This window comes from Undibacterium sp. GW821-FHT11B02 (genome assembly GCF_058808955.1).
This window is the reverse complement of record NZ_JBXASD010000001.1, coordinates 131,375-155,077: the sequence shown is the minus strand read 5'-3', so window position 1 is coordinate 155,077 and position 23,703 is coordinate 131,375. Positions and strand designations below refer to the sequence as shown.

The following is a 23,703-nucleotide window of genomic DNA, read 5'->3' as shown; positions in this document are numbered from 1 at the left end:
TATGTTTAGATGTATATTAGCTGTCTACTTTGAGTCAGTCAAGCTGTATTATTTGTATAATGGTGGACAGTTATTAACGTAGACAGGACTTACGCAAAACCGCCCCAGCTACGTTGCAGCTCCTTGTCGTACTTAAAGGTGCTGCCTTCGTAGCTGTCGCCCTGTTGGGACAGTTTGCGTAAGTCCTGGTAGAGTTGTTTTATTGCAATCAGAAAAATTGTTGTTGCGCAATTGGTAATAAAAAGAATGGATTACGTGAACCAAACGATGATTTTTAATCTGCCCGATCCCGACCATGGCGACTTTGCTGCTGGCACGCTGGGTTCGCGTGTCGCGGACAAGTTGCTGGAAAAAATCCGTAGCGATAGTTTGGCACCGGGTACACGGCTGCCGTCCGAGACGGCGATGGCCCAGCATTTCGGTGTCAGCCGCACTGTGCTGCGGGAAGCAATCGCCTTGCTCAAGGAGCAAGGCATACTCAGCACACGTAAAGGTAGCGGCACCTTCATCTGCCAGATGGAAGGTCCGCCGGTTGCCACGGATGACGAGTTGACCGAGCAGTCTGTGCAATCACTGCTGAACCTGATCGAAGTGCGTCGCGGGTTGGAATCGGAAACAGCGGCATTGGCTGCAGTGCGACGTACACCGGGGCAATTGGCGGAAATTGAGCATGCCCTGCGGCGCATTGAGGAGGCAGAGGCGTCTGGCGTCAGCGGGGTCGAGGAAGATGTACGCTTCCATCTAAGCATTGCCGAAGCGACCGGCAACCCGTACTGGGTTAAATTTTTGGAAATGTTCGCTCAATCTGCTCGTGCTGCAGTCAAGGTGACGCGTGCCAATGAAGCGCGGCGTGCAGATTTCGCGAATCAGGTACGCGAGGAACACGAAAAAATTGTGAGGGCGATTGCCGCACGTGAGCCGGATTTAGCCCGGATCGCCGCTGCCGAACACATGGCGCATGCGGCCGAGCGGGTGCGTCAGGCTGATCGGGAATTCTGGCTCGGTAGCGGCGGCGAGTTGGCGCGCAATCTGGAGACTGGCTAAAACCTGGTGCCATTATGCTTTTGCTAGAGTCCTGATACAGCGTATTAATCTGAAGCAAAAGCAGGATGACCTGTGATGGCTTCAATTCGAATATGCATCACCAGTTTGGTGAAAAAGCGGGTGATACCTGCACTCGTAACATCGGTTTGAATGCCCTGTGCTTCAATGCGCCGTTTGCTCTGGTGCCTTCTATCAAAAAGTCCAGCATCCAACCCTAGGGGGTGTTGATGAGTGACAAGATCAGTACAGCGGACCGTGCCACCAATGTAATTGCTGGCATACGTCACAGATTTTGATGGCTTTCAGTTTGAAAGAAAAGACGTAATTTATGAAAATTTTTTTAAATTAGCTGTCACAAACAGTTAAGCTGTTTCGTCTTATCATCATGATTAATCTGGAATGCGAGCATGATGAACCGTCTCCAAAGCTTTACTGACCATAGACCCCGCCTGTTCGGCATTGCCTATCGCATGCTGGCTTCTCGCGCCGAGGCGGAAGACATGGTGCAAAATACCTATCTGCGCTGGCATGCGCTCAGTGAAGCTGAGGTACTTCAAATCCGTGAACCCCAGGCCTGGCTGGTCACCGTCATCAGTCGCCTTTGCGTGGATAGATTGCGCGTGCTCAAGCGCGAGCGTGAAAACTATACCGGCCCCTGGTTACCCGAACCGATGATAGAAGTGGATAGCCAGACGCCGGAGCTGATGGCCGAGTTTAGTAGCGATGTCTCACTGGCTTTTTTGACCATGCTGGAGCGTCTGTCAGCAGAAGAACGGGCTGCCTTTCTGTTACATCAGGTCTTTGATATTGACTACCCGGAAGTGGCCGGTATGCTCAACAAGACCGCGGCAGCCTGCCGGCAACTGGTACACCGTGCAAAAGAACGGGTACAGCAGGATAAACCCCGTTTCCAGGTCAGCCGGGATGATCATCGCCAATTGTTGCTGCGCTTTACCCTGGCAGCGCAAAGTGGTGATTTACAGGCCCTGAATGCCTTGTTTGCTGATGACGCGCAAATGATAGGCGACGGTGGTGGCAAGGTGTCTTCGGTCAACCGCATTCTGCACGGTGCAAGTCGCATTTCCCGTTTGTTCCATGTAATTGCCAGAAATTTCCCTCAACGCATGCAGTTTGTCGAAGTCAACATCAATGGCGAGCCCGGTTTGCTGCGCTTCATTGACGGCAAGTTTGATGCCACGATTTCCATCGTCAGCGATGGCGAAAAAATCCTCGACCTGTATACCATCCGCAATCCGGATAAATTACAGGCATATCAGGGTATGAGCATACCAGCGAAAAATAATTAAGAGATTATTCAATCAAGCTGTCACAAATAGATTTTCTCCAGCGTCTTATAGATGAAGAAAGTAATTGGACTTTTCTCATTTTTTAACCTGGAGCATTATCATGACACTCAAACTGAATTTCCCTGGCCTTGCACCAGCAGCGTATCAAGCCCTGGCTGGCGTCAATACTGTCCTCGATACCAGCAGCCTTGGCAAGGCTCTCATTGACCTGGTTTTCTTGCGGGTTTCACAAATCAATGGCTGTGCGTTTTGCGTCGACAAACATGCACATGACCTGCTGGAACATGGCGACAATTTTCAACGCCTGAACAGCCTGGTATGCTGGCGTGAAGCACCTTGCTTCAGCGAGCGTGAAAGGGCCGCATTGGCATGGAGTGAAGCGCTCACATGCATCGCCATCAAGCATGTTGACGAAGATCTTCAACAAGAATTGCCGAAACATTTCACAGAAAAAGAACTGGTTGAACTCGCTTTTGTCATTGGTGTCATGAATGCGTGGAACCGGGTGGCGATTGCTTGTGGAGCTAGTTTTTCAATGCGTTGATTTGCCCAATCCTGATGCCCTGATTAACCACGGCTTTGATAAATAACTTTATCAAGGCCGGGTTCGCCATAGGCATCTGCATTGCTCATAAAGTCATCGAAAGGCCCGACCTTGCTGATGACCTGTCCCTGACGAAAGACGATTTGCAAGCCCTGTTCTACTTCCCAGTCGCAATCGCATTCGATAGACACATATACGGTCTTGTCACCATTCGGGCGCTGGCAAATCAGGGCCTCATCACCAAATTGTATGTGTTGCCAGACATCAGCTGCTTTGGCGATGTGTACCACATCCAGTTTTTCGGATTTACGGTAACTGACGGTGTCCTGGTAATAGGCAAATATGTCAGTTTCTGCCTTGCTCAGGACAGATGGATCAATCTCAATGAAATGCTTGATGGCACTTTGATAGGCGGCTTGTGTCGTTTCGTCAGCATCATCATAACCTTCCAGCAGGAAGGTGTATGCATGCTGATTCAGTGCAGGGACCACGACTGTCTGGCTGACATACCAGCCACTTTCTTCATCTTTGTCCAGTGTTCCAAGGCCGGGAATATGCATGGTCTGTCTTCCAGTTTGCTGATGCCGTTTGTTGATGTGTCGCCGGTTGCGTCCTGAAGCAAGCAATATCCGGGCAGGGGCCGTATTGTCCCATACAAGTCTGGCAACAGGCGTGCGAACCAGCGGCTGAAGTTAATTTTCCTTCAATTCAGTCGGTTGCTGCTGTACACCGGTAGTGTCGTACAGCTGGATTTCATTCAGCAGATCAAAGCAACTGACTTCATCCGGGTTCAGACCTATTCTGAGTTTTTTATCACTACTGCTCAATTGTGCATGGTTGACCAGCAGGCGCATCTTGCTGATCAGGTCGGCAGTGTGCAGCAAACGTCCCAATGGGCTCCATTCTATGGGCTTGCGTCCGCCAGCTTGTTGTTGCAAGGCCAGGATGACATGTTCTGGAAATTCCCAGCGTTGGGCGATGCGGTACGACAGGGTGGCAGCCACGGAAGAAAAGATGGGCTGGAAACTGGCGGAATATTTGAATTTACCCTGTTCGCAAGTCTGGTCCAGCAAGCGGAAGGCGATGATGAGGCCGACGTTTTTCATCAGACCCGTCAAAAAGGCATGGAAAGGATCCATATTGCGGGCCAGGGTATGACAGGCGACCGCACATTTTTCTGACTGGTTCCAGATATGCGGTGCCGCACGACGGGTAAATTGCCCGGCATTCAGATTGATGATGGGACGGAAGGCGACTTTGGCTATCACCAACCGCAAGCCTTCTTCACCCAGTATCATCACTGCTTTTTCCAGACTGTTGATGCGATCAGCCGGGTTGTACAGGGCGCTGTTGACAGTATTGATGACTTCACCAACCAGTACCACATCCTTGACAATCTGACGCGACAATTCACCGGCAGAAATGGTCTTGCTGCGCAGGCTGTTCAGCAGTTGCGGGATGACGCTGGGCACACGCGGCACAATGACGGCATCGTTAAGGTCAGATGCAAGCAATTTGTACAAGGCTTGCAGTATGGTTTGTTCAGTTTCAAAGTTACCGCCTTCACCTGGATAGCCCATGATCCAGTCAAAGTAAAGACTGTCGATAGGCAGTGCAGGTTTCCATGCGACGAGTTTTTCTGCATGTGTTGCTTCGGCAGCAGGCGGGACGCTGGTCAATACCTCGGCTGGCTGCGTGACGGAGGGTGACATATCCGGATCGGTCCTGGCCATAGCAGGTGCTGATACTGGCGTTACTGCTGGCGTGGTTGCCTTGACCAGTGCTGCCGCTGCGCTCATTACCGGTTCTGGCACAGCGGCAGGCGGATTTCCCTGGCTGGCGCTTACCGGTACCTGGTCACCGCCACCAAACAGGCGGTTAAAGAATTTGCTCAGGGTATTCGACACGGTTTCCCTTTCACTTCGAACTAAGAACCTGCTCACGATCTTACTGCGCAGGCGTGATCGAGGCTCATGCGCTGCTCAAAATGCTCATGTACTAGAGTACATTCCGCTTTTTGCGCTGCATTTTATGTTGCCCTGACCCCGCTGACGCCCGCTCGCTACAGATCGTGAACAGGTTCTAAGGCAGGCGCGCAGGCCAAGGCTTTCAGTTTGTATATTTGCCTGGTGTGTGTCAATCCCAAGTCGGCCTGGTATGCGGTTTCTGGCCGGGTTTTAACTTAAATTGTCATTTTTCCAAAGTAAGCTGGGTATTCAGTCTGTCAATTTCTGCCATGATTTCTGTCGGGAAATCTTCCCTGGCCCATTCGCGGTATTCGCCGGTGGCGTAAGCCAGACCGTTTTTATAGTACATATAGGCATTCAGGCGATTGCGCACATAATTGTTTTGGGTACGTACGACTTTGCCAGGGGTACCCATGACGATGGAATTGTCGGGAATGACCGTGCCTTCCTTCAGGAAGCTATGGCCGGCAATAATGCAGTTATCCCCGATCACGCAGCCATCCATGATGGTGGAATTGATGCCTATCAGGCAGCTATCCCCTATGGTACAGCCATGGATAGTGCAATGATGGGTGATCGAGCAATGGCTGCCTATGATGGTCGGTGTCTGGTCACCAATATGCAGCATGACAAAGTCCTGGATATTGGTGTACGGACCGATGATGATTTCCTTATGCTCGGCCCTGGCCACCACATTGATCCAGATGGAGGCATTCTGCCCCACGCTGATCTTGCCATATAGTTGTGCCGTGTCATGCACATATACGGGACGGTCAAGTGTGACATCGGGACCAATGAAAGCCATATGCGCCTCTCAGGATGCAGAAAAATAGCAAGGAAGTAGCAGGATACCGCTTTACAGATGAATGTGGTGAAGGTTGCCCACAGCGATCATCCAGCATACCGCCATGCCCGACAGATACAGCATGGCACGCCATGGCTGCAAGCCACGCAGGTAGACGATGGTATGCAGATAGCGTACCAGCACATAGCTGCCGAACAGCCAGTTGGCACTGTATGCGTCGCCACCCAGCAAGACATAGCTGAGCGCCAGCGCCAGGAACAGCGGCAGGTTTTCGACATCGTTGCGCCACACGCGGGCGCAGCGTTGCACCAGCTCAGACTCGGCCTCTACCGGACGCAGGCCAAACATGCCTGCATCTTCTGACAAGAGGTAGCGGCGACTGCGTATGCGGCTGATGACCTGCAGGGCACTTAACAGGCTGGCTTTTAAAAACAGGGCCAGCAAGGCCAGCACAAAACTGGACAGGGCAGGGAAGGCCATCATTTGGCAACCTCTTCGCTAATTGTGGCACATGCATTCCTGACAGCGAGGAATTGTTTGATCTGCCGTGTGGAAGGGTGCAAGCCACTCATGAACCAGCTCTCTGCTTCACTCTCCTGTATGTTGATCCAGATCGATTTCCTGAATTCAGGGTCACCTGCACCCTCGATGTCGACCATGACATCGGCAATTCTTTCGAGCAATAACTGTTTTTGATTGGCGTTTAACATTCCTTTGATGGTGTGTATTTGTACGAAGGGCATGCTGGCTCCTGGTGGTGGCTGTGTGCTGTGAGTGATTCACAGTGCACAGCCGGTTAGTAAGAGCCTTGATTGTGGCGGTCACGGAAAAGTTGTACCATTGGCTGAATCGACAAAAAGAGGTTTGAATTAGCCATATGACGATTGCTGACAATATTATCCGTATCGGTGTGCTGGTGTATCCCGGCTGTTTGCGCAGCGGTGCTGTGATGCCGATAGACGTATTCTCTATTGCGAATACCCTGGCTGGTATACGCCCGGCAGGTGCCAGACCGGTACAGTTCGACGCTTTCTGGGTCAGCGCCCGTGGTGACATCATGCAAGAAGTTGGTGGCTTGCATTTTCAGGCGCGCGACATAGCTACACAAAAACTGGATGCGTTGATGGTGCCCGGTATTGACCACAGGGACAGCAGCCAACTTGATGCCTTGATGGCAGAACTGGGGCCAGAACAGGCTTTGCTGCATGAATATCTGCAACGCGATCGCCTGCTGATTTCCAGTTGTTCCAGCACCAGCCTGCTGGCCAGGACGGGCAAACTTGATGGCCGGCGTGCCACCACCAGTTGGTGGTTGAGCGCCTATTTCCGCAAGCACTTCCCCAAAGTCTTGCTGGAGGCAGAAGAACTGATTGTCCAGGATGGCAAGCTGGTGTCTTCTGGAGGAGTGACTTCATATATCGACTTGTCGCTGTGGCTGGTGGCGCATTTCGCCGGTGAAGAATTACGTCAGTTGACAGCCAAAATTCTGGTGGTGGATGCCAACCGGAATAGCCAGGCCCCCTATATCGCCAAGGCCATGATGCAGGATCAGGGGCATGCAGTGATAGAGCGTGCACGTCGCTGGCTGAACCAGCGCCTGGATCAACGCTGGACCATGGCAGAACTGGCCAGCTATTGTCATGTCAGCCAGCGTACCTTGCTCAGGCGATTCCAGGATGCGACCAATCTCAGTCCGATTCACTATGTACAGCAACTGCGGGTGGAACGTGCCAAGGCCTTGCTGGAAACCACTCGCCTGTCATTGGAAGATATTACAGCGCGCTGCGGGTATGAAGATGTCTCCAGTTTCAGTAAAATCTTTAAACAGTGGGCGCAGGTGACGCCCAAGGATTACCGCCGCAGATTTGGTCTGCGTTTTTAAACATCCGGGATGGGATAATCGGAATGGATAACAGACATATAGTGATTGTTGGCGGTGGTGTCATCGGTAGTGCGATTGCCTATTTTCTTGCAGTGCATTCGCATTTTCAGGGCCGGGTGACCGTGCTTGAGCGGGATCCCACTTATACCCATGCTTCATCCGCATTGTCGGCCAGTTCCATACGTCAGCAATTCAGCACCCCGCTGAATATACAGATGTCGCAGTTCGGCATCACATTCCTGCGTGAACTGCATCAGCATCTGGCAGTGGATGGCGAGGTGCCAGAATTGGGTTTAACAGAACACGGTTACCTGTATCTGGCGACGGCGGCAGGTACCGACACACTGCGAGACAATCATCGGATACAAAAGGCAGAGCAGGTTGATGTTGCCCTGTTTGAACAAGATGCACTGCAACGCAGATTCCCCTGGTTGAACGTGGAGGATTTAGCGCTGGGATCGTTAGGCTTACATGGCGAAGGCTGGTTTGACGGCTATGCCTTGCTGATGGCATTTCGTCGCAAGGCACGCAGCCTGGGTGTTCGTTATATTCAGGCTGATGCACAAGGGTTTGAACACAGCCAGGGCAAAGTGCAGGGTGTGCGTTTGCGGGACGGTACCGTCATTACCTGTGACTGGGCAGTGAACGCGGCTGGTGCATGGGCGCGTTCCTTGTTGGCTGACACGGGGTTTGATTTACCGGTGGTTGGTCGCACGCGCACAGTATTTGTGGTGTCCAGTCCGGCGCTGACACCCGCTTGTCCGCTTATCATTGATCCATCCGGTTTGTGGTTACGTCCAGAGGGGCAGCATTGGATATGTGGCTTGCCGCCAGAAAATGATCCCGATGATGCGCCGCTGGAAGCCGATTACGATCAGTTTGATACGGTCTGGCAAATCATGGCCAATCGCGTTCCCGCTTTTGAAGCTTTACGCATGCAAAGAGCCTGGGCCGGTTACTATGAATACAATGTGTTTGACCAGAATGCCGTCATCGGCGCACACCCGCAGTTATCGAATTTGATGCTGGCAAATGGTTTCAGTGGCCATGGCATGCAACACGCACCCGCTGTCGGGCGCGGCATGGCAGAACTGTTGGTGGACGGTGTTTACAGCAGCCTGGATTTGTCGCCTTTGTCAGTGCAACGTTTACTCGATGGCAGCCCGTTGCTGGAAAAGAATGTGATTTGAATTAATGTGTGCTGGCAGCATACGCATCCAGTTCATCCATCCAGATCTTTTTCTGCTCAGACGTGACAAATGAAGCTTCAAAAGCGTTATGTGCCAGTTGCAGCAATTCATTCTTGCTGAGTTGCAGTGCATCGGCGGTGGCGATGTAATTCGCATTCATGTAGCCACCGAAATAAGCTGGGTCGTCGGAATTGATAGTCACACATAAGCCGGCCCGCAGCATGCGTGCCAGGTTGTGATCACGCATATCCTTTACCACGCATAGCTTCAGATTCGACAGCGGGCAGACGGTCAGCGGCATGCGGTTTTGCTGCAGCTTCGCCATCAGGGCAGGGTCTTCTTCGGCACGTACGCCATGGTCTATGCGTTCAACTTGCAAGATATCCAGTGCAGCGTGGATATAGGCTGGAGGCCCTTCTTCACCAGCATGGGCGACCAGGCGAAACCCCATGGCCTGGGCAATCGTAAATACATGGGCAAATTTTTCTGGCGGATTGCCGACTTCGGCAGAATCCAGTCCAACCCCTGTCCACAGGTCGGCATATTGATCACGCAAGGGCAGTGCTGCTTCCAGCGTGGCGATGGCGTCTTCTTCACTCAGATGACGCAAGAAGCACAGTATCATCGCACCAGAAAAACCATGGCTGGCACGTGCTTCACGCAAGGCGCGGGCGATGCCTGCAAATACGGTGGCAATGGGAATGCCACGTGCGGTATGGGTTTGCGGATCAAAAAATAATTCCACATGGCGTACATTATCAGCCAGTGCACGCTGGATATAGGCGTGGGTCAGGTCAAAGAAATCCTGTTCGGTCTGCAACACGGCAGCGCCGGCATAATACAGGTTCAGGAATGACTGCAAGTCTTCAAAATCATAGGCAGCACGCACTTCATCCACCGTGGCGTAGGGTAGTTGTACGCTATTTTTTTGTGCCAGGGCGAACATCAGTTCTGGTTCCAGTGAACCTTCTATATGCAGATGTAATTCGGCTTTCGGCAGGCCGCGGATAAAATCATGGAGCGTAGTACTCATAAGTCAGACCTGAATCAAGAATAAGGAATGTTGGATAGCTTCGACCAGTGTAGTGCAATATCCGTTTCGTATCAGCGGAGGATGCATCATTCATGCCAGCCAAGTATTGGTTAAAATAACATTGCGATCACGATGCAGGTATCAGGTGCGCATGATGTCCTGTATCGCCTGTGGCATATCGTTAAATGTTATTCGGCTGCGGTGTGCTCAATCCCGCTGAGCAAAGGGCAGCAATTGATGCAGATGATGAAGGAAGGAGGCAAGGCTGCCATGCATATTTGCCATGGCAGCACAGGATCTGGATTAGTGCAGCAAAACGCTCTGACCCATATAGCCATCAAATTGACCGAGAAAATCGTCGATTTCTTCTATGCTGGGTTCGGAAGCGATAAGGTCAGTGACATCTTTGCGGAAATTGATCGCCAACGGGCCACCAATGAACCACTCGCGCCGTACTGCCTTGTCAGTGATTTCATAACCGCCGAAGCGCAAGGCTTCGTGATCGGAATCAGCGACATACTCGATGACGCTATATTGTTCGCTGTTATAAATAAGATTCATTTTGTGCATCCTTTCTGGCTGGAGGAAGTTTTCCTCTGGTTACCGTACATAGAGCAGACATGGTGCTGACGACAGCGAATTTCAAGAATAGTACTTGATGGAGCTACTGCGTAACGCTTCCTCGGGTACTCTTCTTTTTATGTGATGCTGGCTTACATGAAGTATTACGGCACGGCAACCTCTGAACTTTAGGGGTACTTAACATTGGTTCACAAGCCTGACTGGCTGCTGATCTCCAACCAGTTGCCATAGGCTGGTTCTTGCAAGGTGAGCTTCAATTGATCCAGATGGGCATCGCTGGCGACACTCAGGAAGATATGGGCTGGTTTTTGACGCAGGGTGCGATTCAGGGTGACACGCAGGCTGATATTACCTATGCAACAAAAGCAACCCGGAGCAATGCGGCTGATGTACAGATTGACAGAGGGAAGCAAGATATCCTGCCCATCGGGCAAGCCTTCAAGAATCACAGCATTGCTTGGGGATGCAGGTAAACGGGAAAGGGAGGCCGCAATCGCCGCCTCCCTTTGAGTATAACTACCGCCATGTACCAGATGTAATTGTGCTTTCGCGATGTTCAAACTTACTCACCACGTTTGGCGTATTTCATCGACTCTACACCCAGTTGCTTGAGTTTGCGATACAGGTGAGTACGTTCCAGCCCTGTTTTTTCGGCGACGCGCGTCATGCTGCCGCCTTCGCGGTTCAGGTGATACTCAAAATAGATACGCTCAAAGGCATCCCGCGCTTCGCGCAGTGGCAGGTCAAAAGACAGGCTGGAAAACTGGTTATTCGGTGTTGCCACTACTGGCTGTGCTGCTGAAAAATGACGCGCTTCATAAGCCGGCGTTGCATTGCCAAAACTGCCAGACATGGTTGGTGTGGTTGCATTGTCATTGCTGATCACGCGCAGGGCTGGTGCCGCCGGTTTTGGTGTTTCTGAACTGCGGGTCAGGCCTTGTTGTACTGCTTTCAGCAATTTTTGCAGGGCAATAGGTTTCTCCAGGAAATTCAGGGCACCAATACGGGTCGCCTCAACAGCGGTATCAATGGTGGCATGACCAGACATCATGATGACTGGCATGGTCAGCAAGCCATCGCGCTGCCATTCTTTCAACAGTGTCACGCCATCGGTGTCAGGCATCCAGATATCAAGCAAAACCAGGTCTGGCCGCGCTTCCTGTCGGGCCTGGCGTGCTTGCTGTGCATTTTCAGCAAGTTGGACTACGTGTCCTTCATCCCCAAGAATTTCTGACAACAATTCCCGGATCCCCATTTCATCATCTACGACCAATATGTTTGCCATAAATCTACCCTATTACTGCCTCTATGTTTTCTTGGGTGCTTCTTGCCGTTCATTTCCTGCGCTTGTCTGCCACCATTCCGTTTCCGGAAATTGCCGCCTACCTTCTGCCGGATAAAAAAATTCAAAATGACCCGACTGCTTTTTGTCTGCATTCCTCTTTTGGGAACATCAGAAGGATGGTTTGCTCAAATACTGCGTACTTACCCTGTCTTACACTGTATTTGAATCCGGTGCTAACTTTAACAGCAAAATCGCTACTTTTGCACCGTTTGTATCGCTGCGATTTTGAATATCAATTCTACCGCCATGTTCATCGATGATTTTCTTCACCATTGGCAGCCCCAGACCGGTGCCTCGTGGCTTGGAAGTGGCATAGGGTTCAAATGCGCGACTCAGAATTTTGCTCGAAAATCCCGGGCCGTTATCGATAATTGACAGCCGTACCGCAGAATGGGCGATTTGGTCTGTTCCTGTGTAACGCACCACATCGGTGATGACGTCGATGCGCGGCACAAATTCGGGATTCATATTGTCGGCAACCGCGTCTTGGGCATTTTGTAAAAGATTGTGAATTACTTGCCGTAACTGAGTTGCGTCCCCCATTATCAGCGGCAAATCGGGGGCCAGCGTCACACGTATTGCGTCTCTGCCGTCGCCAGTAATATATAAATGCAGTACTTCATCAATCAGGCCAGCCAGGTTCAAAGGCATCAAAACCGCTGGCGGTGTACGTGCATAATCGCGGAAATCATCCACCATGCGTTTCATGGAAGTGACTTGATTGACAATTGTTGTTGTGCTCTTGTTCAGGATCAGGACATCGCTGTCACTGAGTTTATCCTGCAATTTCATTTGCAGACGTTCAGCCGACAACTGTATCGGCGTCAACGGATTCTTGATTTCATGGGCCAGACGGCGTGCTACTTCACCCCAGGCGATAGAGCGCTGGGCGGAAATGATATTGCTGATGTCATCAAACACCACCACGTAGCCGCTGCCAGACGCCACCGGCAAATGTGAACCGCGCGCCAGCAGGGTAATACTCTGTTCTTCTTCGGCGGCGGCGTTATCACCTGTCGTTGCGATTTTTTTTCCGGTATTGGGGCGGGGCACTTCTATCTGTTGCTGCCAATGCTGCTCACGCTCGTTTTCACCACCTGCGGCGGACTGCGCATGTTGTTCAGAAAACGCTTTGGAAATGGCGAAGGCAAAGGCTTGCATGCCGTCGATTTCGGCCAGCGGCTTGTTGATTTCATTTTCCAGCTTGCGCTGCAATATGCGTTCCACCGATTCATTGCAGGTTACCAGATGGCCACCCTGGTCCAGCACCATCACCCCGGCTGACATATTGGCCAATACCGATTCCAGGTAAGCTTTGGCGTTTTCCAGTTCGCTGCGGTTTTTTTCCACTGCTGCACGGGCATCAAACAGCTGTCTGGTCATGGTGTTGAAGGATTTGGTCAGGCTACCCAATTCATCGGTACTGGTGACAATCGGTCGTGGCGAGAAATTACCTTCAGTCACTGCCTTGGTACCTTCAGCCAGCAGCAGCAAAGGTCTGGCCAGTTCACCTGAAATCAGGAAAGCACTGGTAATGGCAGCCACTATGGCCAGCAACAGTGTCAGTGTCAGGGTGATGATGTACATTTTCTTCAGGTTTACCCGGCCAATAGAGCGCACCTGGTATTCGCGTGAGGCACTGCTCAGCGCTTCCGCATGCATGGCCAGATTGGCAGGTACGGGCTGTATCAGTTGCAGATACAGTGATTCATTTTGCAGGGAAATCCAGCTGCTGCCGCGTATCGGCACTACCACCCGCGAGCGCAGTATCCTGGCTGGTTCTGCGGCAAGAGTCGGGTGACTGGCACCGCGGTTGGCATTGGCGGCACTGGCGGTTTCAGAATCTGCCGGGGCGATTTTTTCATCCCTGGCGGCGTAATAACGTGACAACTTGACCTGACGCAGCATTTCCGGGGTAGGTAATTCGGGCAGCAGGCTACCTACGTTTTCGTTGGCGGTGGCGATCAGCCGGCCTTTGCCGTTGACGATGGTGGCTTCTTGTATCTGCATTCTTTCACGCAGACGTGACAAGTGGATCGACATAGAGCTTTCGGTCGGGTCGGATAGTTCCGACGCCATGTCGCGTGCCTTGGTTTGCAAATCGGCCAGTAAAAAATCCAGTGCCGTCAAACCCAGGTTTTTGCCGGAATCCAGTGCCGATTCAACCTTGACGTCAAACCAGGATTCGATAGACAGTGACACAAAGCGTACTGACACCACATAAATGACGGTACCGGGCAAGATGCCGACCAGAGCAAACAAGACCACCAGCCGGGTCATCAGGCGTGAGCCAAATTCCCGCGTGCGGAAACGCCTGAACAAACGCCAGACCAGTGTCAGCACCAGGATCAGCAGCGCCAGGGCAACAATCGCATTGGCGTCCAGCAGCCATTCATAATAGCGTTCGAAGCGCGAGGAATTTTCTGAAACGGTAGTCAGAAAGAATAGCAGTATGCTCATCAGAGCACCGCCGATAATCAGGGCATACCGCAAAAATCTTGTCACTTGTCGTCAGCCTTGAAGGAAAAGCGCTTCCACTCCGTCTTCTGGCTCCAGTTGCTGTCGTTGAAAGTCGGAATCTGGAAGTGCATCGGTATCTTGGACAGACCCATGCGCAACTGTACGGCGACGTTATAAGTGGCACCGTTGGCCAGCAGTGATTTTTCAGCGATCAGCCAGCGACTGGGCCTGAGCACCAGGTTCAACGCGGCATCAAGGGATGGAAAGGTTTGTTGCAAGCCATTATTGACAATGGCAGTGTATTGCTGCGTCCATTCATTGAAGGCGATTTTGACTGTATTTTCGCTGCGTACGACTTTTTCATCCACCCAATACCAGCGTGAACGGGTCAGTTCTACTTCAGTCGTGAAGGATACCGGAATACCTTCCTTGATGGCTTTACGCAGACCATCGCTCAGTTCTATGGAAAACACAGCTGCCAGCCGGTAACCTTCTTCACTGGATTCTATCTTGGCGGATTTGACTTCCACATCTGCTGCATGACTGACGGACGGGCCCGCCAATGCCAACAAGGCTAACAGAAACGTCAGCAACAGTTGGCGTAGCAGGAAGGTTGAGCGTCGGATCATGCAATCAGTACGAAATCAAAAGTCTGCTAATGATAGCTTGAACTTGTTGGCATTCGTTAATTTTGCAGTGGTTTTTGAAACAATGCATAAAACAAACCATCATGTTCGTTGTTGCCAGCGGACGCTGTTGCCAGTGTTGGCAACATTTGACCCGGTGCATCCAGTCGTATGGCACCATGTCTGGTGACAAAGGCGGCAGCCTGGGTTTCTGATTCCAAAGGCCAGATAGAGCAGGTGACCATCAGCATCTTGCCGCCCGGCTTTAACATGCGCCACAGATTGTCCAGGATGCGTGCAGACAGGGCGGCCAGCTGCGCTGCATCCGTCTTGCGGCGCAGCCAGCGGCTGTCCGGATGACGTCGCACCACGCCAGAGGCGGTGCAGGGCACATCAGCCAGGATACGGTCGTATGGCTTGTTATCCCACCAGCCAGAGCGGCTGGCATCGCCATCCTTGATGGTGGCGAACAGCTTTAATCTTGCCAGGTTGTCATGTATGCGTTGTATGCGTGCCGGATCGGTGTCCAGCGCCAGCAGCTCAATATCGGCCAACTCCAGTAAATGCCCGGTCTTGCCACCGGGAGCGGCGCAGGCATCCAGCACACGCATGCCGTCTTGTACGTCCAGCAATGGTGCTGCCAGTTGGGCAGCAGCATCCTGTACCGATGCCATGCCTTCTTCGAAGCCAGGGATATGTTGTACCGGCGTGGGTCTTGCCAACTTGACAGCAGACGGGCCGACCTGGCTGGCGGCAATTTGTTTCGATGCCAGCAACTCCAGGTAGGCTGCTACCGTAGTGGCGCGACGGTTGACCCGTAAAGTCATGGGCGGCGCGTAGTTACCGGTGGTCAGTATGGCTTGCCAGTCTTGCGGATACGCTGCCTTGCACTGGTCTACCCACCATTGGGGATAATTCCAGGTGGCGGCCGGTTGTTTCATGACCAGCTTCAGCAATTCGTCCTTTTCGCGCAAGAAACGGCGCAGCACGGCATTCACCATGCCCTTGGCAAACACCATATGCGGGCTGGAGGTGGCGGCAGTAACTGCCTGGTCGACCACAACGAATTCTTCATAGGCAGCTTGTTCTTCCCCTTCGTTGCCAATTAGCAAAGTCAGGGAACAGCACAACAAGCTGTATAGCAAGGCCGGTTCCGGGGTTTTGCTGGCCATGACCTTGATCAGGGCATCGACCCGGCCTACCTGGCGCATGGTACGGTAAGAAATATCCTGGATAGCGCCACGTGCCTGCGGCAGTGCATTGGTCTGGGTAAACACACGTGACAGGGCCATGGGCACGGCTGTGCCTTCCAGCACATAGCTGACGGCTTGTGCCGCACCTACCAGACAAAATGCCAGCGAATCAGGCTTGATGTCGACAGGCTGAAATTCTGGGGCTGGTGCAGCAGGGCGCACGGTTGGGCGCGCATCCTGGCGTGCAGGTTTTTGGGGTTTCCCCAGTGTTTTTCTTGTGTTTTCTTGCATATTTAGAATTGGCTAGGTCTGAACCGACACGTAAGTGTAACAGCCCGCGCAGGTAAACCTGGATTATGTAGAACTCATTTCATAAACAGGGGGAGGTGAGTTCTGGCTTATGCCGCGATTAAAAACGAACCACGCTGACAGCAATGACCAATGGCATGATCGGTTCAAGCTGCTTTCTGAGTCATTTCGAGTGGGGTAAATTGCTGAGCTTCCAGCCAGGTACGCAAGTCATCAAAAACCCGGGTGGCGTCAAGTTCATTGAATATTTCGTGATAAAAGCCTGCATAAAAATGGGTGCTGAGCCAGGTTTCATTCACTTTCTGCGCGAAGCGTCTGCTACCGTCAGGATCGACCAGGTGGTCCTCATCGGCCACCATCAACAGTGAAGGTAAATGCAGTTCTGCTGCATGTTCGTGACAATAGGTCATGGCCGATAGCATGCTGGTCAACAAGCGTGCACTTAATTTGCCATGGACCAAAGCATCATTTTTATAGGCTTGCACGACTTCTGCGTCGTGCGATAGATAACGGGTTTGCAAGCCGTTTGGTAAACCTACACCCGGTATCAGGCGAAATGCGGTTTTCAGCAAGCCTTGTTGGAAACCTGACATGCGTATTGCCAGTGCTGGTGAAGACAGGATCAGGCCACGTAGTTCACTTTGGTTTTCCAGGGCAAAGCGGGCTGCAAACAGACCACCCATGCTGTGCCCAAGCAAAATGGGCGGGCCGGACAGTTGCTGGCGAAAGTCGGCAAGCACTACTTGTGCATCGTGCAGTATGGCTTGGTCATCGGGTACATCGCCGACGGTGCCACCGGATTTGCCATGTCCCCGATGGTCATAGGTTCTGACAACAAAGCCCAGGGCATTGAAAAACCGTGCGACATGGGCATACCGCCCGCAATGTTCACCCAGGCCATGCATGATCAACACACCTTGCGGCAGGTCTGATGCCAAATTAGCTACTTTGGTCAATGGCCAGTCACGCACAAAAATGGGAGTGCCGTCTGTGGCCTCCAGATCGAATTCCCGGGTATTTTCTACATGGGAAGTCATGGTTTTACACGCCCCACATCACATCACGTTGCATCTTGTTGGCTGCATGCAGCATCTCCAGTATCGGGAAGGCACGGGTAGCAAAACTGACAGGTTCCGGCGCTTCATGCTCGTTGTCATCCCCGTTTTCATTGTGATGCGCATTGACGTCACGATTCACTTCATCCGAGATCGGGTGGGCTTTGCTGTCTGCGACTGCAGCTTCTATCTTCTGTATGGCTTGTGGCAATTCCTGCGGTGTAATCACGCCGCGCTCCACATCTTTCTGTATCAGATCCAGGATGCGACGCGCATGCTCTTTGTACATGGTGATTTCTGTAGCAGCTTTGGACTTGAATGTGATCAGCATGGACATCTCTCCTCTTTATGGGTAGCTATGATGTAGTTATACGAACTCACTTAAAGCAATAAATCAGTTCGTATAACTACATCATAATCCTAATTTACTCAGGCGTTGTTTCAGTTTGTTTTGAACGAAGTCATAAACGTATCAATGACGTCGCGACTGACCGCTTTTTCCGGCCCCAGTATAACAATCTGATATACCCAGGGGCCACGTATCACGAAACGGCCTACCATCAGCACCGGGATATCGTTGCGCAATTTACCACGCACTTCCACATCCCCTGAAGGGGTGACTTGGGTATTGTCAGCAGTGCCCTGGACATTACGTATCATGCCTTTCTTCATGGCTTCCATGATGATGCCAGCTTTACCAGCATCGGCTACTTGGGTGCTGCCAACGGCAAAGCTGACGCCGCCTGCTTCACCTGCCAGCATATTCATTTTTACTTCCAGGCTATCCAGTTGCATGGTTTTGGTATCGCTGAGAGCTTTGCCAGGCATCAGGATGGAAAATGGGGCGTCATTGCTGCGGGTTTCTCTCCAGTCAAATTTGGGGCTGCAGGCTACCAGACAGAGGGCAGAACTTAAGAGAATGCTTTTGATCGAAATTTTCATCGGAATTACTGTTTTTTTAGGCGTAAATTATTGTATTTTTATTATATGTGCTTGTAGATTGTGAACGCAAAGCATGGTCAGCAATCAAGCCTACATGATAATTCCTTTGTTCAGGCTTTAGCCTGTTTTTTAAGTCCGGGACAGAATAGCCGTAAACCTTGAGTACCAGGCAAGCCATCTACCAACATGTCTTTGTGATCACTGCTGTCAAAGCAGCTATACACTAGAGTATCATGAGGGCAAGTCTGATTTCGACTATGGTTTTTTATTCATTATTCTGGTGCCACGATGTCACTTCGCCACACACTTGGAATTTCATTATTGATATTGGTATCGCTGAGCGCTTGCGATCGTCTGGGGTTGCCTGATCCGGCAAAAGAGGCGGCCGCCAAGGAGTCGGACGCCAGAGCGACCGGCAGCGCATGCCGTCATGCCGGGCGTGCTATCGAAGACTGCTATGCTCTGAATCCTGACGCTGCACGTGCCGCTGTGTATGCAGGCTGGAAAGAAATGAATGACTATATGCGCGAAAACAAGATAGATGTGGTCAAGCCAGAGCTGACCAAATCAGAGCCGCCTGGCAAGACCGAAGACGCCAGTGCGTCGGCCAGCGCAAAGGCAGAGAAATAAGCTACATGAATTGGCAGGTGCGCAATATGCTGCCGCAAGATTTGGCCGCAGTATTTGCTATCCAGTCTTTGGCCTACGTAGCCGACATGGTGGAGCCGTTGTCGTTGTTGGCGGAGCGCCTGCAAAGTGCACCTGACACTGCATGGGTGGCAGAGCAGGACGGCTGCATCACGGCATATTTGGCCGCTTATCCCAGTATCGGCGCTCGTATTTCTGCACTCGGACAGGTATTCAACCCTGCCAGCCAGCCCAATGCTTTGTATTTGCATGATCTTGCAGTTGACCCGGCGCATGCCGGCAAGGGTTTGGCGCAGGCCATGTTGGCCCATGCTTTTGCCTATGCGCGCAGGCAAAACTGGCAGCATGTGTGCCTGGTGTCGGTACAAAGTACCAGAGCATTCTGGCAACACTGCGGATTTGTCGAGCAAACCGAATTGGATCAGCAGCAGGCTGAAAAGCTGGTCAGTTATACCGGTGCGGCGTTTTATATGATGAAAGACTTGGATACCGAAGTTTGATACACAAATAAAAAATGAAACGCATTGCATTTCTGTGAATGCAATGCGTTTTGGGTACAGCAGGGCTTTACTTATTCTTCAGCTTTAGTGCCTGCTTTCTCCTTTTTATAGATAATCTTTTTCTTGTCTCCTTCGCAAGAACCAACGACGCGGTGTTTTGTTTCTGTATCTTTTGGGACGACTTGCAGGGTGTAGTTATTGACACCTTTGCCTTCAAGCTTGGTTGCGATTTTTTCCTTCAAGGCTTCGCAACTGAGTATCCCGGTACCTGCATGAGCCGAGGCACTACAGAGTAGCAAACCAGTTACCAAAGTAGTTATTAACGCGCTTGTCTTCATTTTGCTTGCTCCCTTTCCTGGATCGGATATGTTGCAGACCTGTTCCATGCTGTTTTGCCAGGTCATGATTATTGTTGTAACTGTTCTGTTTTTGCCAGATAGTAAAACCGTAACATTTCTTGCCAGGTTTTAACAGAAATACGTTCGTTTCTGTCAGGAAAGTGTAGTAAATCATCTGCAGTCATGCATTGCAGAGGGAATCTCCAGGCATTTTCTTAACAATTGGTATAGCTTTTTTACGACAACAACATCACGGAATTCATAAAATTAGTTATTTGATAATGAAATTATCACTGTTGCAGCGTTCATTGGTCATCTACATTTTTCGCGTAAAGTAGGGGATGCGAGCATCACTACTGACGACTCCAGAATGACGACTTCTTGTCGTTGATAGTGGGGAAGCAAAGCGATCAAATTGCTGATGCAGCAAAGTCAGGCATTCCCCCAAGCGTAAAAATCAGGCAACATGTCTGTGTGGCAAAATTTACGAACCCTATATTGCGGATAATATGGCGTACTTAACGTCAGCGGACGGATTGAAATGAAGCAAACAGGATTACCAACCAGTCGTTTGGCCATCGCGCTTGCTGCGTGTCTGGTGTTGGCAATCGTCCTGGGCGCTGCCAGTGCAGTATGGATGTTGCGGGCGCAGGAAATCGGCAAATGGGAAAAACAGACTGAGACTTTTAGTATTGTTTTGACTGAAACTGTCAGCCAGCAAATGGATTTTGCTTATACCGCGCTGGACAGTATTTCAGAACGCATACAGGACCGCTGGAGCGTCAATGCTGAATACCTGTCTGCTAAATTATCGACGTATGAATTTCATCAGTTCCTGCGCGAGAAGGCTAGTGTGTCGCCAGCTGTCGAAGTCATATCGGTGCTGGATGTGAATGGTAACGTGATCAATACCTCCCGCAATTTCCCCGCGCCGACATATAACCTGGCAGACCGGGACTATTTCATGATTCAGCGTGACAATCCTGTGCAAGGGATCTACCTGAGTTCTTCAGTACGTAGCAAGACTACCGGTAAATGGATGTTTTTCCTCAGCCATCGGCTCACTGGCAGTGACGGTGAATTTATTGGCGTCGTTATTCTGGGGATGTCGCCTTCATTTTATTCGCAGTTCTATGAAAAACTCAGTGCCGAAGGACATGCTTCGATAAGCCTGCTCAGGAATGACTTTACCTATCTGGCCCGTTGGCCAGAACGTGGCGAAATCATGGGCATGAAAAACCTGACCGGCAGTACCTATGAACTGGTGCACAACCAAAAACTGAAATCTGGCGTCATCATCACTGATGCGTCCCGCATGGGGGAAGGCGGCAAGCATGTGACGCGCATGGCTGCCATACAGTCGCTACAAAAATATCCCTTGATCATCAATTTTTCAGTAGATGAAGATTTATATTTATCTGACTGGCGCAAGATCACGACCGGTATTGTAGTGGTTGCCATGAGTGGCATTTTGGCGCTGGTGGCGGCATTTAGCGTGCTGGTTAATTTGCTGGAAAAAAGGGAGCAGGATTTACTCGCCACCACGGAATTGAAACAGCAGGCCGAAATCATCAACCGCAATCAGGCCCATTTGTTGAAAAATCTGACGGAACAGCAGATTGCCCTCAAGGATTCATCGGAACGCTTGCAAGCCATTTTCCAGAATGCGGCGGACGGTATCATCATGATTGATGATACCGGCAAGATAGAGGCACTGAACCCTGCTGCCGTTGCTATTTATGGGCATCCTGCCAGTGAAGTGGTGGGCAAGAACGGCAAGTTTTTTTCGCCACCAGGGCAACCTGATTTGTTGGGATTGGCCATGAGTCGCAGTGAATTTCTGGAAACAGGGTGTCTGCGTACCGAGGTGGAAAGAATGCGCAAGGATGGTAGCCTGTTTCCTGCTGAACTGGCCATCAGCGAGTATTACCATGCAGGCCGACGCAAGCTGATCGTCATTGTCCGGGATATCTCGGAACGGCGCAAAATGGAGCGTATGAAGAGCGAGTTCATCTCTACCGTCAGTCATGAATTGCGTACCCCGCTCACTGCCATACGTGGCGCACTGGGGTTGGTTGTCGGTGGCGCTGTGGGAATTGTACCGGACAAGATTGCCCCCTTGCTTGGCATGGCGCACAAGAACAGCGAGAGCCTGACCAGGTTGATCAATGATTTGCTGGATATTCAGAAAATTGAAGCTGGCAAGATGGACTTTGTATTTGAACAGCTGAATTTGCACACGCTGTTGCAGGTTGCGGTGAATAATAACCAGGCTTTTGCTCACAGCGTAGGAACAGAAATTGTATTTGATGGACACATCACAAATGCCCAGGTGATGGTCGACGCGGGGCGCTTCCAGCAAGTGATGGCGAATCTTTTATCGAATGCCTGCAAGTATTCGCCAGAAGGAACCGCCGTTCGTGTGCTGACCGAAATTCGCCACGGGAAAAACGTGCGTATAGAAGTGGTCGATCAAGGGAGTGGCATCCCGGAAAATTTCCGCGAACGCCTGTTCCAGAAGTTCTCGCAAGCAGATTCTTCTGATACCCGTGCCAAGGGCGGAACCGGATTAGGCCTGGCTATTTCCCAGGCCATCATCCGGCAAATGCATGGCGAGATCGGTTATTACATGGAGTCTGCATTTGAGGCAAGCGGCACCCATTTTTATATCGACCTGCCCCTGCATGAAGAAGTGATTACTGACATGGGTACCATTACACCAAAGCCAGATCACGCGCTTTGACACCCGTAAATATCTGGTTTACCTGCGCCGTACTCAGCCCATAGATATTGGTGAACAAGCCACCCAGCACGGCGCGGTATTCGTTCAGCACGGGGTAATCACGGTTCTGGAACAGCTTGCCTTGCTCCAGCGCGATCTGTTCACCGGCAATACGACCACCTTTAACGCCGCCACCCAGTACCCAATATACGCTGCCATGGCCATGGTCTGTACCGTGCTTGCCGTTTTCACGGAAAGTGCGTCCAAATTCACTAATGACCACCACTGTGGTGTTGCGCCAGGCATCGCCCATTTCAGTACGATAGGCAGCCAGGCCGCGTCCCAGTTCTTCAAATTTGCTGGCCAGGGTACCGTTGACACCACCTTGATTCACATGGGTGTCCCAGCCACCCACATCGATGAAACCCAGTGCATATTTATCCCGCATCAGCTTGGCTATTCTTTGCGCCTCCAACTCAAAACCCTTGGTGGAAATGGCATTGCGATTGGCGCTGTTCATTTCATCCTGCAAGTCCTTGGCAACCTCTTCGCGCATGGCAAAACCATCCTTGACGGTTTGTGACAGACTGGTATCGCCATACATCTGCAAGATCATGTCGCGCTGGCGCTGATCAACATTGAGCTTGTTGACGTTGCGTAAAGCGGTATTGGCGATGCGGGCAGTGCCTTGCATGGCGATAGGCAATTGATCAGTAAAGGACATGGCGGCAACTTTGCTGTTGTTGCTCAATATCTTTGCCAGGCGGTTCATGAACCCAGAATGGAAATTACGGCTACCGGTCAATGGTTGTCCCAGTTCTATACTGTCCTGGGTTTCAAAATGGCTGCGTGACAGGTCGTCAATGCCGGCAAACGGGATGAAACTGGCTTCTCCGTTTTGGAACATGGGGTAGATAGTGTCTTTCAGCGCCGGATGCAGACCCCAGTCGGCAGTCAGTTCCAGTGCTGAATCAGGTGCGGAGCCGGGCCGGGGGATGGCGATGTTTGGTCTGGCTTCATAATAAAAGTTGCTGGAAGTGGGGATCAGCAAATTGCTGGCATCATAGCCACCACGCAAAAACACCAGCAGCAGGCGGTTTTGGGTGGCGGGTGCTGCCATTACATGGCTGCTCATACCCAGCATGGCGGTGGATGGCAACAAGGCCATCGCTTTCAACAGGTCACGGCGGTTCATATCCTTGATCTTTCTA

General features: G+C 51.3%; 26 protein-coding genes. 8 read left to right on the top strand and 18 right to left on the bottom strand.

All coding sequences use genetic code 11. From position 1 onward, the window contains the following. Nucleotides 1-255 precede the first annotated feature (255 nt). A complete protein-coding gene (locus AC1RVX_RS00715; RefSeq protein ID WP_493214670.1) occupies nt 256-1,044 on the top strand; it encodes a FadR/GntR family transcriptional regulator in 789 nt (262 codons plus the stop codon). 44 nt (nt 1,045-1,088) lie between these two features. On the opposite strand, the gene AC1RVX_RS00710 is transcribed toward AC1RVX_RS00715, so the two are convergent. Continuing rightward, nucleotides 1,089-1,331 (bottom strand): hypothetical protein, encoded by a 243-nt coding sequence (locus AC1RVX_RS00710; protein WP_493214669.1) that lies wholly within the window; start codon nt 1,329-1,331, stop codon nt 1,089-1,091. A gap of 123 nt (nt 1,332-1,454) precedes the next feature. Here AC1RVX_RS00710 and AC1RVX_RS00705 point away from each other — a divergent pair, with 123 nt between their 5' ends. After that, the gene (locus AC1RVX_RS00705) at nt 1,455-2,351 is read left to right on the top strand and encodes an RNA polymerase sigma-70 factor (protein WP_493215144.1); all 897 of its coding nucleotides are present in this window, start codon (nt 1,455-1,457) and stop codon (nt 2,349-2,351) included. 100 nt (nt 2,352-2,451) lie between these two features. Further along, nucleotides 2,452-2,895, top strand: coding sequence for a carboxymuconolactone decarboxylase family protein (locus tag AC1RVX_RS00700; RefSeq protein ID WP_493214668.1), 444 nt, complete (start codon nt 2,452-2,454; stop codon nt 2,893-2,895). A gap of 23 nt (nt 2,896-2,918) precedes the next feature. Here the strand turns inward: AC1RVX_RS00700 and AC1RVX_RS00695 are convergent, their stop codons facing one another. From AC1RVX_RS00695 to AC1RVX_RS00675, 5 genes are all read right to left on the bottom strand, one after another. Beyond that, a complete protein-coding gene (locus AC1RVX_RS00695; protein ID WP_493214667.1) occupies nt 2,919-3,455 on the bottom strand; it encodes a DUF6985 domain-containing protein in 537 nt (178 codons plus the stop codon). A gap of 132 nt (nt 3,456-3,587) precedes the next feature. Further along, nucleotides 3,588-4,802, bottom strand: coding sequence for an HDOD domain-containing protein (locus AC1RVX_RS00690; protein WP_493214666.1), 1,215 nt, complete (start codon nt 4,800-4,802; stop codon nt 3,588-3,590). A gap of 283 nt (nt 4,803-5,085) precedes the next feature. Beyond that, nucleotides 5,086-5,667, bottom strand: coding sequence for a gamma carbonic anhydrase family protein (locus tag AC1RVX_RS00685; protein WP_493214665.1), 582 nt, complete (start codon nt 5,665-5,667; stop codon nt 5,086-5,088). A 51-nt stretch (nt 5,668-5,718) separates the two neighbouring features. Further along, on the bottom strand, nt 5,719-6,150 hold the full coding sequence (locus AC1RVX_RS00680) for an MAPEG family protein (protein WP_493214664.1): 432 nt from the start codon (nt 6,148-6,150) through the stop codon (nt 5,719-5,721). Beyond that, nucleotides 6,147-6,410 (bottom strand): tautomerase family protein, encoded by a 264-nt coding sequence (locus AC1RVX_RS00675; RefSeq protein WP_493214663.1) that lies wholly within the window; start codon nt 6,408-6,410, stop codon nt 6,147-6,149. The genes AC1RVX_RS00680 and AC1RVX_RS00675 overlap by 4 nt, the downstream gene beginning before the upstream one ends. Nucleotides 6,411-6,544: 134 nt before the next feature. Between AC1RVX_RS00675 and AC1RVX_RS00670 the strand changes: the two genes are divergently transcribed. Together AC1RVX_RS00670 and AC1RVX_RS00665 are read left to right on the top strand one after the other, a co-directional pair. Further along, nucleotides 6,545-7,549 carry a GlxA family transcriptional regulator gene (locus AC1RVX_RS00670; RefSeq protein WP_493214662.1) on the top strand — a complete coding sequence of 335 codons (1,005 nt, stop codon included), beginning with the start codon at nt 6,545-6,547 and terminating at the stop codon, nt 7,547-7,549. 23 nt (nt 7,550-7,572) lie between these two features. After that, complete coding sequence (locus AC1RVX_RS00665; RefSeq protein WP_493214661.1) at nt 7,573-8,739, top strand: NAD(P)/FAD-dependent oxidoreductase; 1,167 nt, start codon at nt 7,573-7,575, stop codon at nt 8,737-8,739. Nucleotide 8,740: 1 nt separating this feature from the next. Here the strand turns inward: AC1RVX_RS00665 and AC1RVX_RS00660 are convergent, their stop codons facing one another. From AC1RVX_RS00660 to AC1RVX_RS00615, 10 genes are all read right to left on the bottom strand, one after another. Continuing rightward, nucleotides 8,741-9,772, bottom strand: a complete 1,032-nt coding sequence (locus tag AC1RVX_RS00660; RefSeq protein WP_493214660.1) for an adenosine deaminase — start codon at nt 9,770-9,772, stop codon at nt 8,741-8,743. 303 nt (nt 9,773-10,075) lie between these two features. Further along, complete coding sequence (locus tag AC1RVX_RS00655) at nt 10,076-10,333, bottom strand: BTH_I0359 family protein (RefSeq protein ID WP_493214659.1); 258 nt, start codon at nt 10,331-10,333, stop codon at nt 10,076-10,078. A gap of 209 nt (nt 10,334-10,542) precedes the next feature. Next, nucleotides 10,543-10,914: a GTPase gene (locus AC1RVX_RS00650; RefSeq protein WP_493214658.1), complete on the bottom strand. Its 372-nt coding sequence runs from the start codon at nt 10,912-10,914 to the stop codon at nt 10,543-10,545. Between the two features lie 2 nt (nt 10,915-10,916). Next, nucleotides 10,917-11,639 carry a response regulator gene (locus AC1RVX_RS00645; RefSeq protein ID WP_493214657.1) on the bottom strand — a complete coding sequence of 241 codons (723 nt, stop codon included), beginning with the start codon at nt 11,637-11,639 and terminating at the stop codon, nt 10,917-10,919. A gap of 210 nt (nt 11,640-11,849) precedes the next feature. Then, nucleotides 11,850-14,204 carry a sensor histidine kinase gene (locus AC1RVX_RS00640; RefSeq protein ID WP_493214656.1) on the bottom strand — a complete coding sequence of 785 codons (2,355 nt, stop codon included), beginning with the start codon at nt 14,202-14,204 and terminating at the stop codon, nt 11,850-11,852. Then, the gene (locus AC1RVX_RS00635) at nt 14,201-14,788 is read right to left on the bottom strand and encodes a DUF4390 domain-containing protein (RefSeq protein WP_493214655.1); all 588 of its coding nucleotides are present in this window, start codon (nt 14,786-14,788) and stop codon (nt 14,201-14,203) included. The genes AC1RVX_RS00640 and AC1RVX_RS00635 overlap by 4 nt, the downstream gene beginning before the upstream one ends. A 56-nt stretch (nt 14,789-14,844) precedes the next feature. Next, nucleotides 14,845-16,269, bottom strand: coding sequence for a 16S rRNA (cytosine(967)-C(5))-methyltransferase RsmB (gene rsmB / locus AC1RVX_RS00630; RefSeq protein ID WP_493214654.1), 1,425 nt, complete (start codon nt 16,267-16,269; stop codon nt 14,845-14,847). A 164-nt stretch (nt 16,270-16,433) separates the two neighbouring features. After that, entirely contained in the window at nt 16,434-17,324 is an 891-nt protein-coding gene (locus AC1RVX_RS00625; RefSeq protein WP_493214653.1) for an alpha/beta hydrolase, read from the bottom strand. 4 nt (nt 17,325-17,328) lie between these two features. Then, nucleotides 17,329-17,673, bottom strand: a complete 345-nt coding sequence (locus AC1RVX_RS00620; RefSeq protein WP_493214652.1) for a DUF1840 domain-containing protein — start codon at nt 17,671-17,673, stop codon at nt 17,329-17,331. 110 nt (nt 17,674-17,783) lie between these two features. Then, nucleotides 17,784-18,284 (bottom strand): hypothetical protein, encoded by a 501-nt coding sequence (locus tag AC1RVX_RS00615; protein ID WP_493214651.1) that lies wholly within the window; start codon nt 18,282-18,284, stop codon nt 17,784-17,786. Between the two features lie 288 nt (nt 18,285-18,572). On the opposite strand from AC1RVX_RS00615, the gene AC1RVX_RS00610 reads away from it, so the two are divergent. Both AC1RVX_RS00610 and AC1RVX_RS00605 read left to right on the top strand, forming a co-directional pair. Then, complete coding sequence (locus AC1RVX_RS00610) at nt 18,573-18,914, top strand: hypothetical protein (protein WP_493214650.1); 342 nt, start codon at nt 18,573-18,575, stop codon at nt 18,912-18,914. Nucleotides 18,915-18,940: 26 nt separating this feature from the next. Beyond that, complete coding sequence (locus tag AC1RVX_RS00605) at nt 18,941-19,432, top strand: GNAT family N-acetyltransferase (protein ID WP_493214649.1); 492 nt, start codon at nt 18,941-18,943, stop codon at nt 19,430-19,432. Between the two features lie 71 nt (nt 19,433-19,503). Here the strand turns inward: AC1RVX_RS00605 and AC1RVX_RS00600 are convergent, their stop codons facing one another. Then, nucleotides 19,504-19,836, bottom strand: a complete 333-nt coding sequence (locus AC1RVX_RS00600) for a DUF1161 domain-containing protein (RefSeq protein ID WP_493214648.1) — start codon at nt 19,834-19,836, stop codon at nt 19,504-19,506. Between the two features lie 475 nt (nt 19,837-20,311). On the opposite strand from AC1RVX_RS00600, the gene AC1RVX_RS00595 reads away from it, so the two are divergent. Further along, on the top strand, nt 20,312-22,513 hold the full coding sequence (locus AC1RVX_RS00595) for an ATP-binding protein (protein ID WP_493214647.1): 2,202 nt from the start codon (nt 20,312-20,314) through the stop codon (nt 22,511-22,513). Here AC1RVX_RS00595 and AC1RVX_RS00590 read toward each other — a convergent pair. Continuing rightward, a complete protein-coding gene (locus tag AC1RVX_RS00590; protein ID WP_493214646.1) occupies nt 22,485-23,687 on the bottom strand; it encodes a DUF1501 domain-containing protein in 1,203 nt (400 codons plus the stop codon). The two genes, AC1RVX_RS00595 and AC1RVX_RS00590, sit on opposite strands and share 29 nt — an antisense overlap. Nucleotides 23,688-23,703 lie beyond the last annotated feature (16 nt).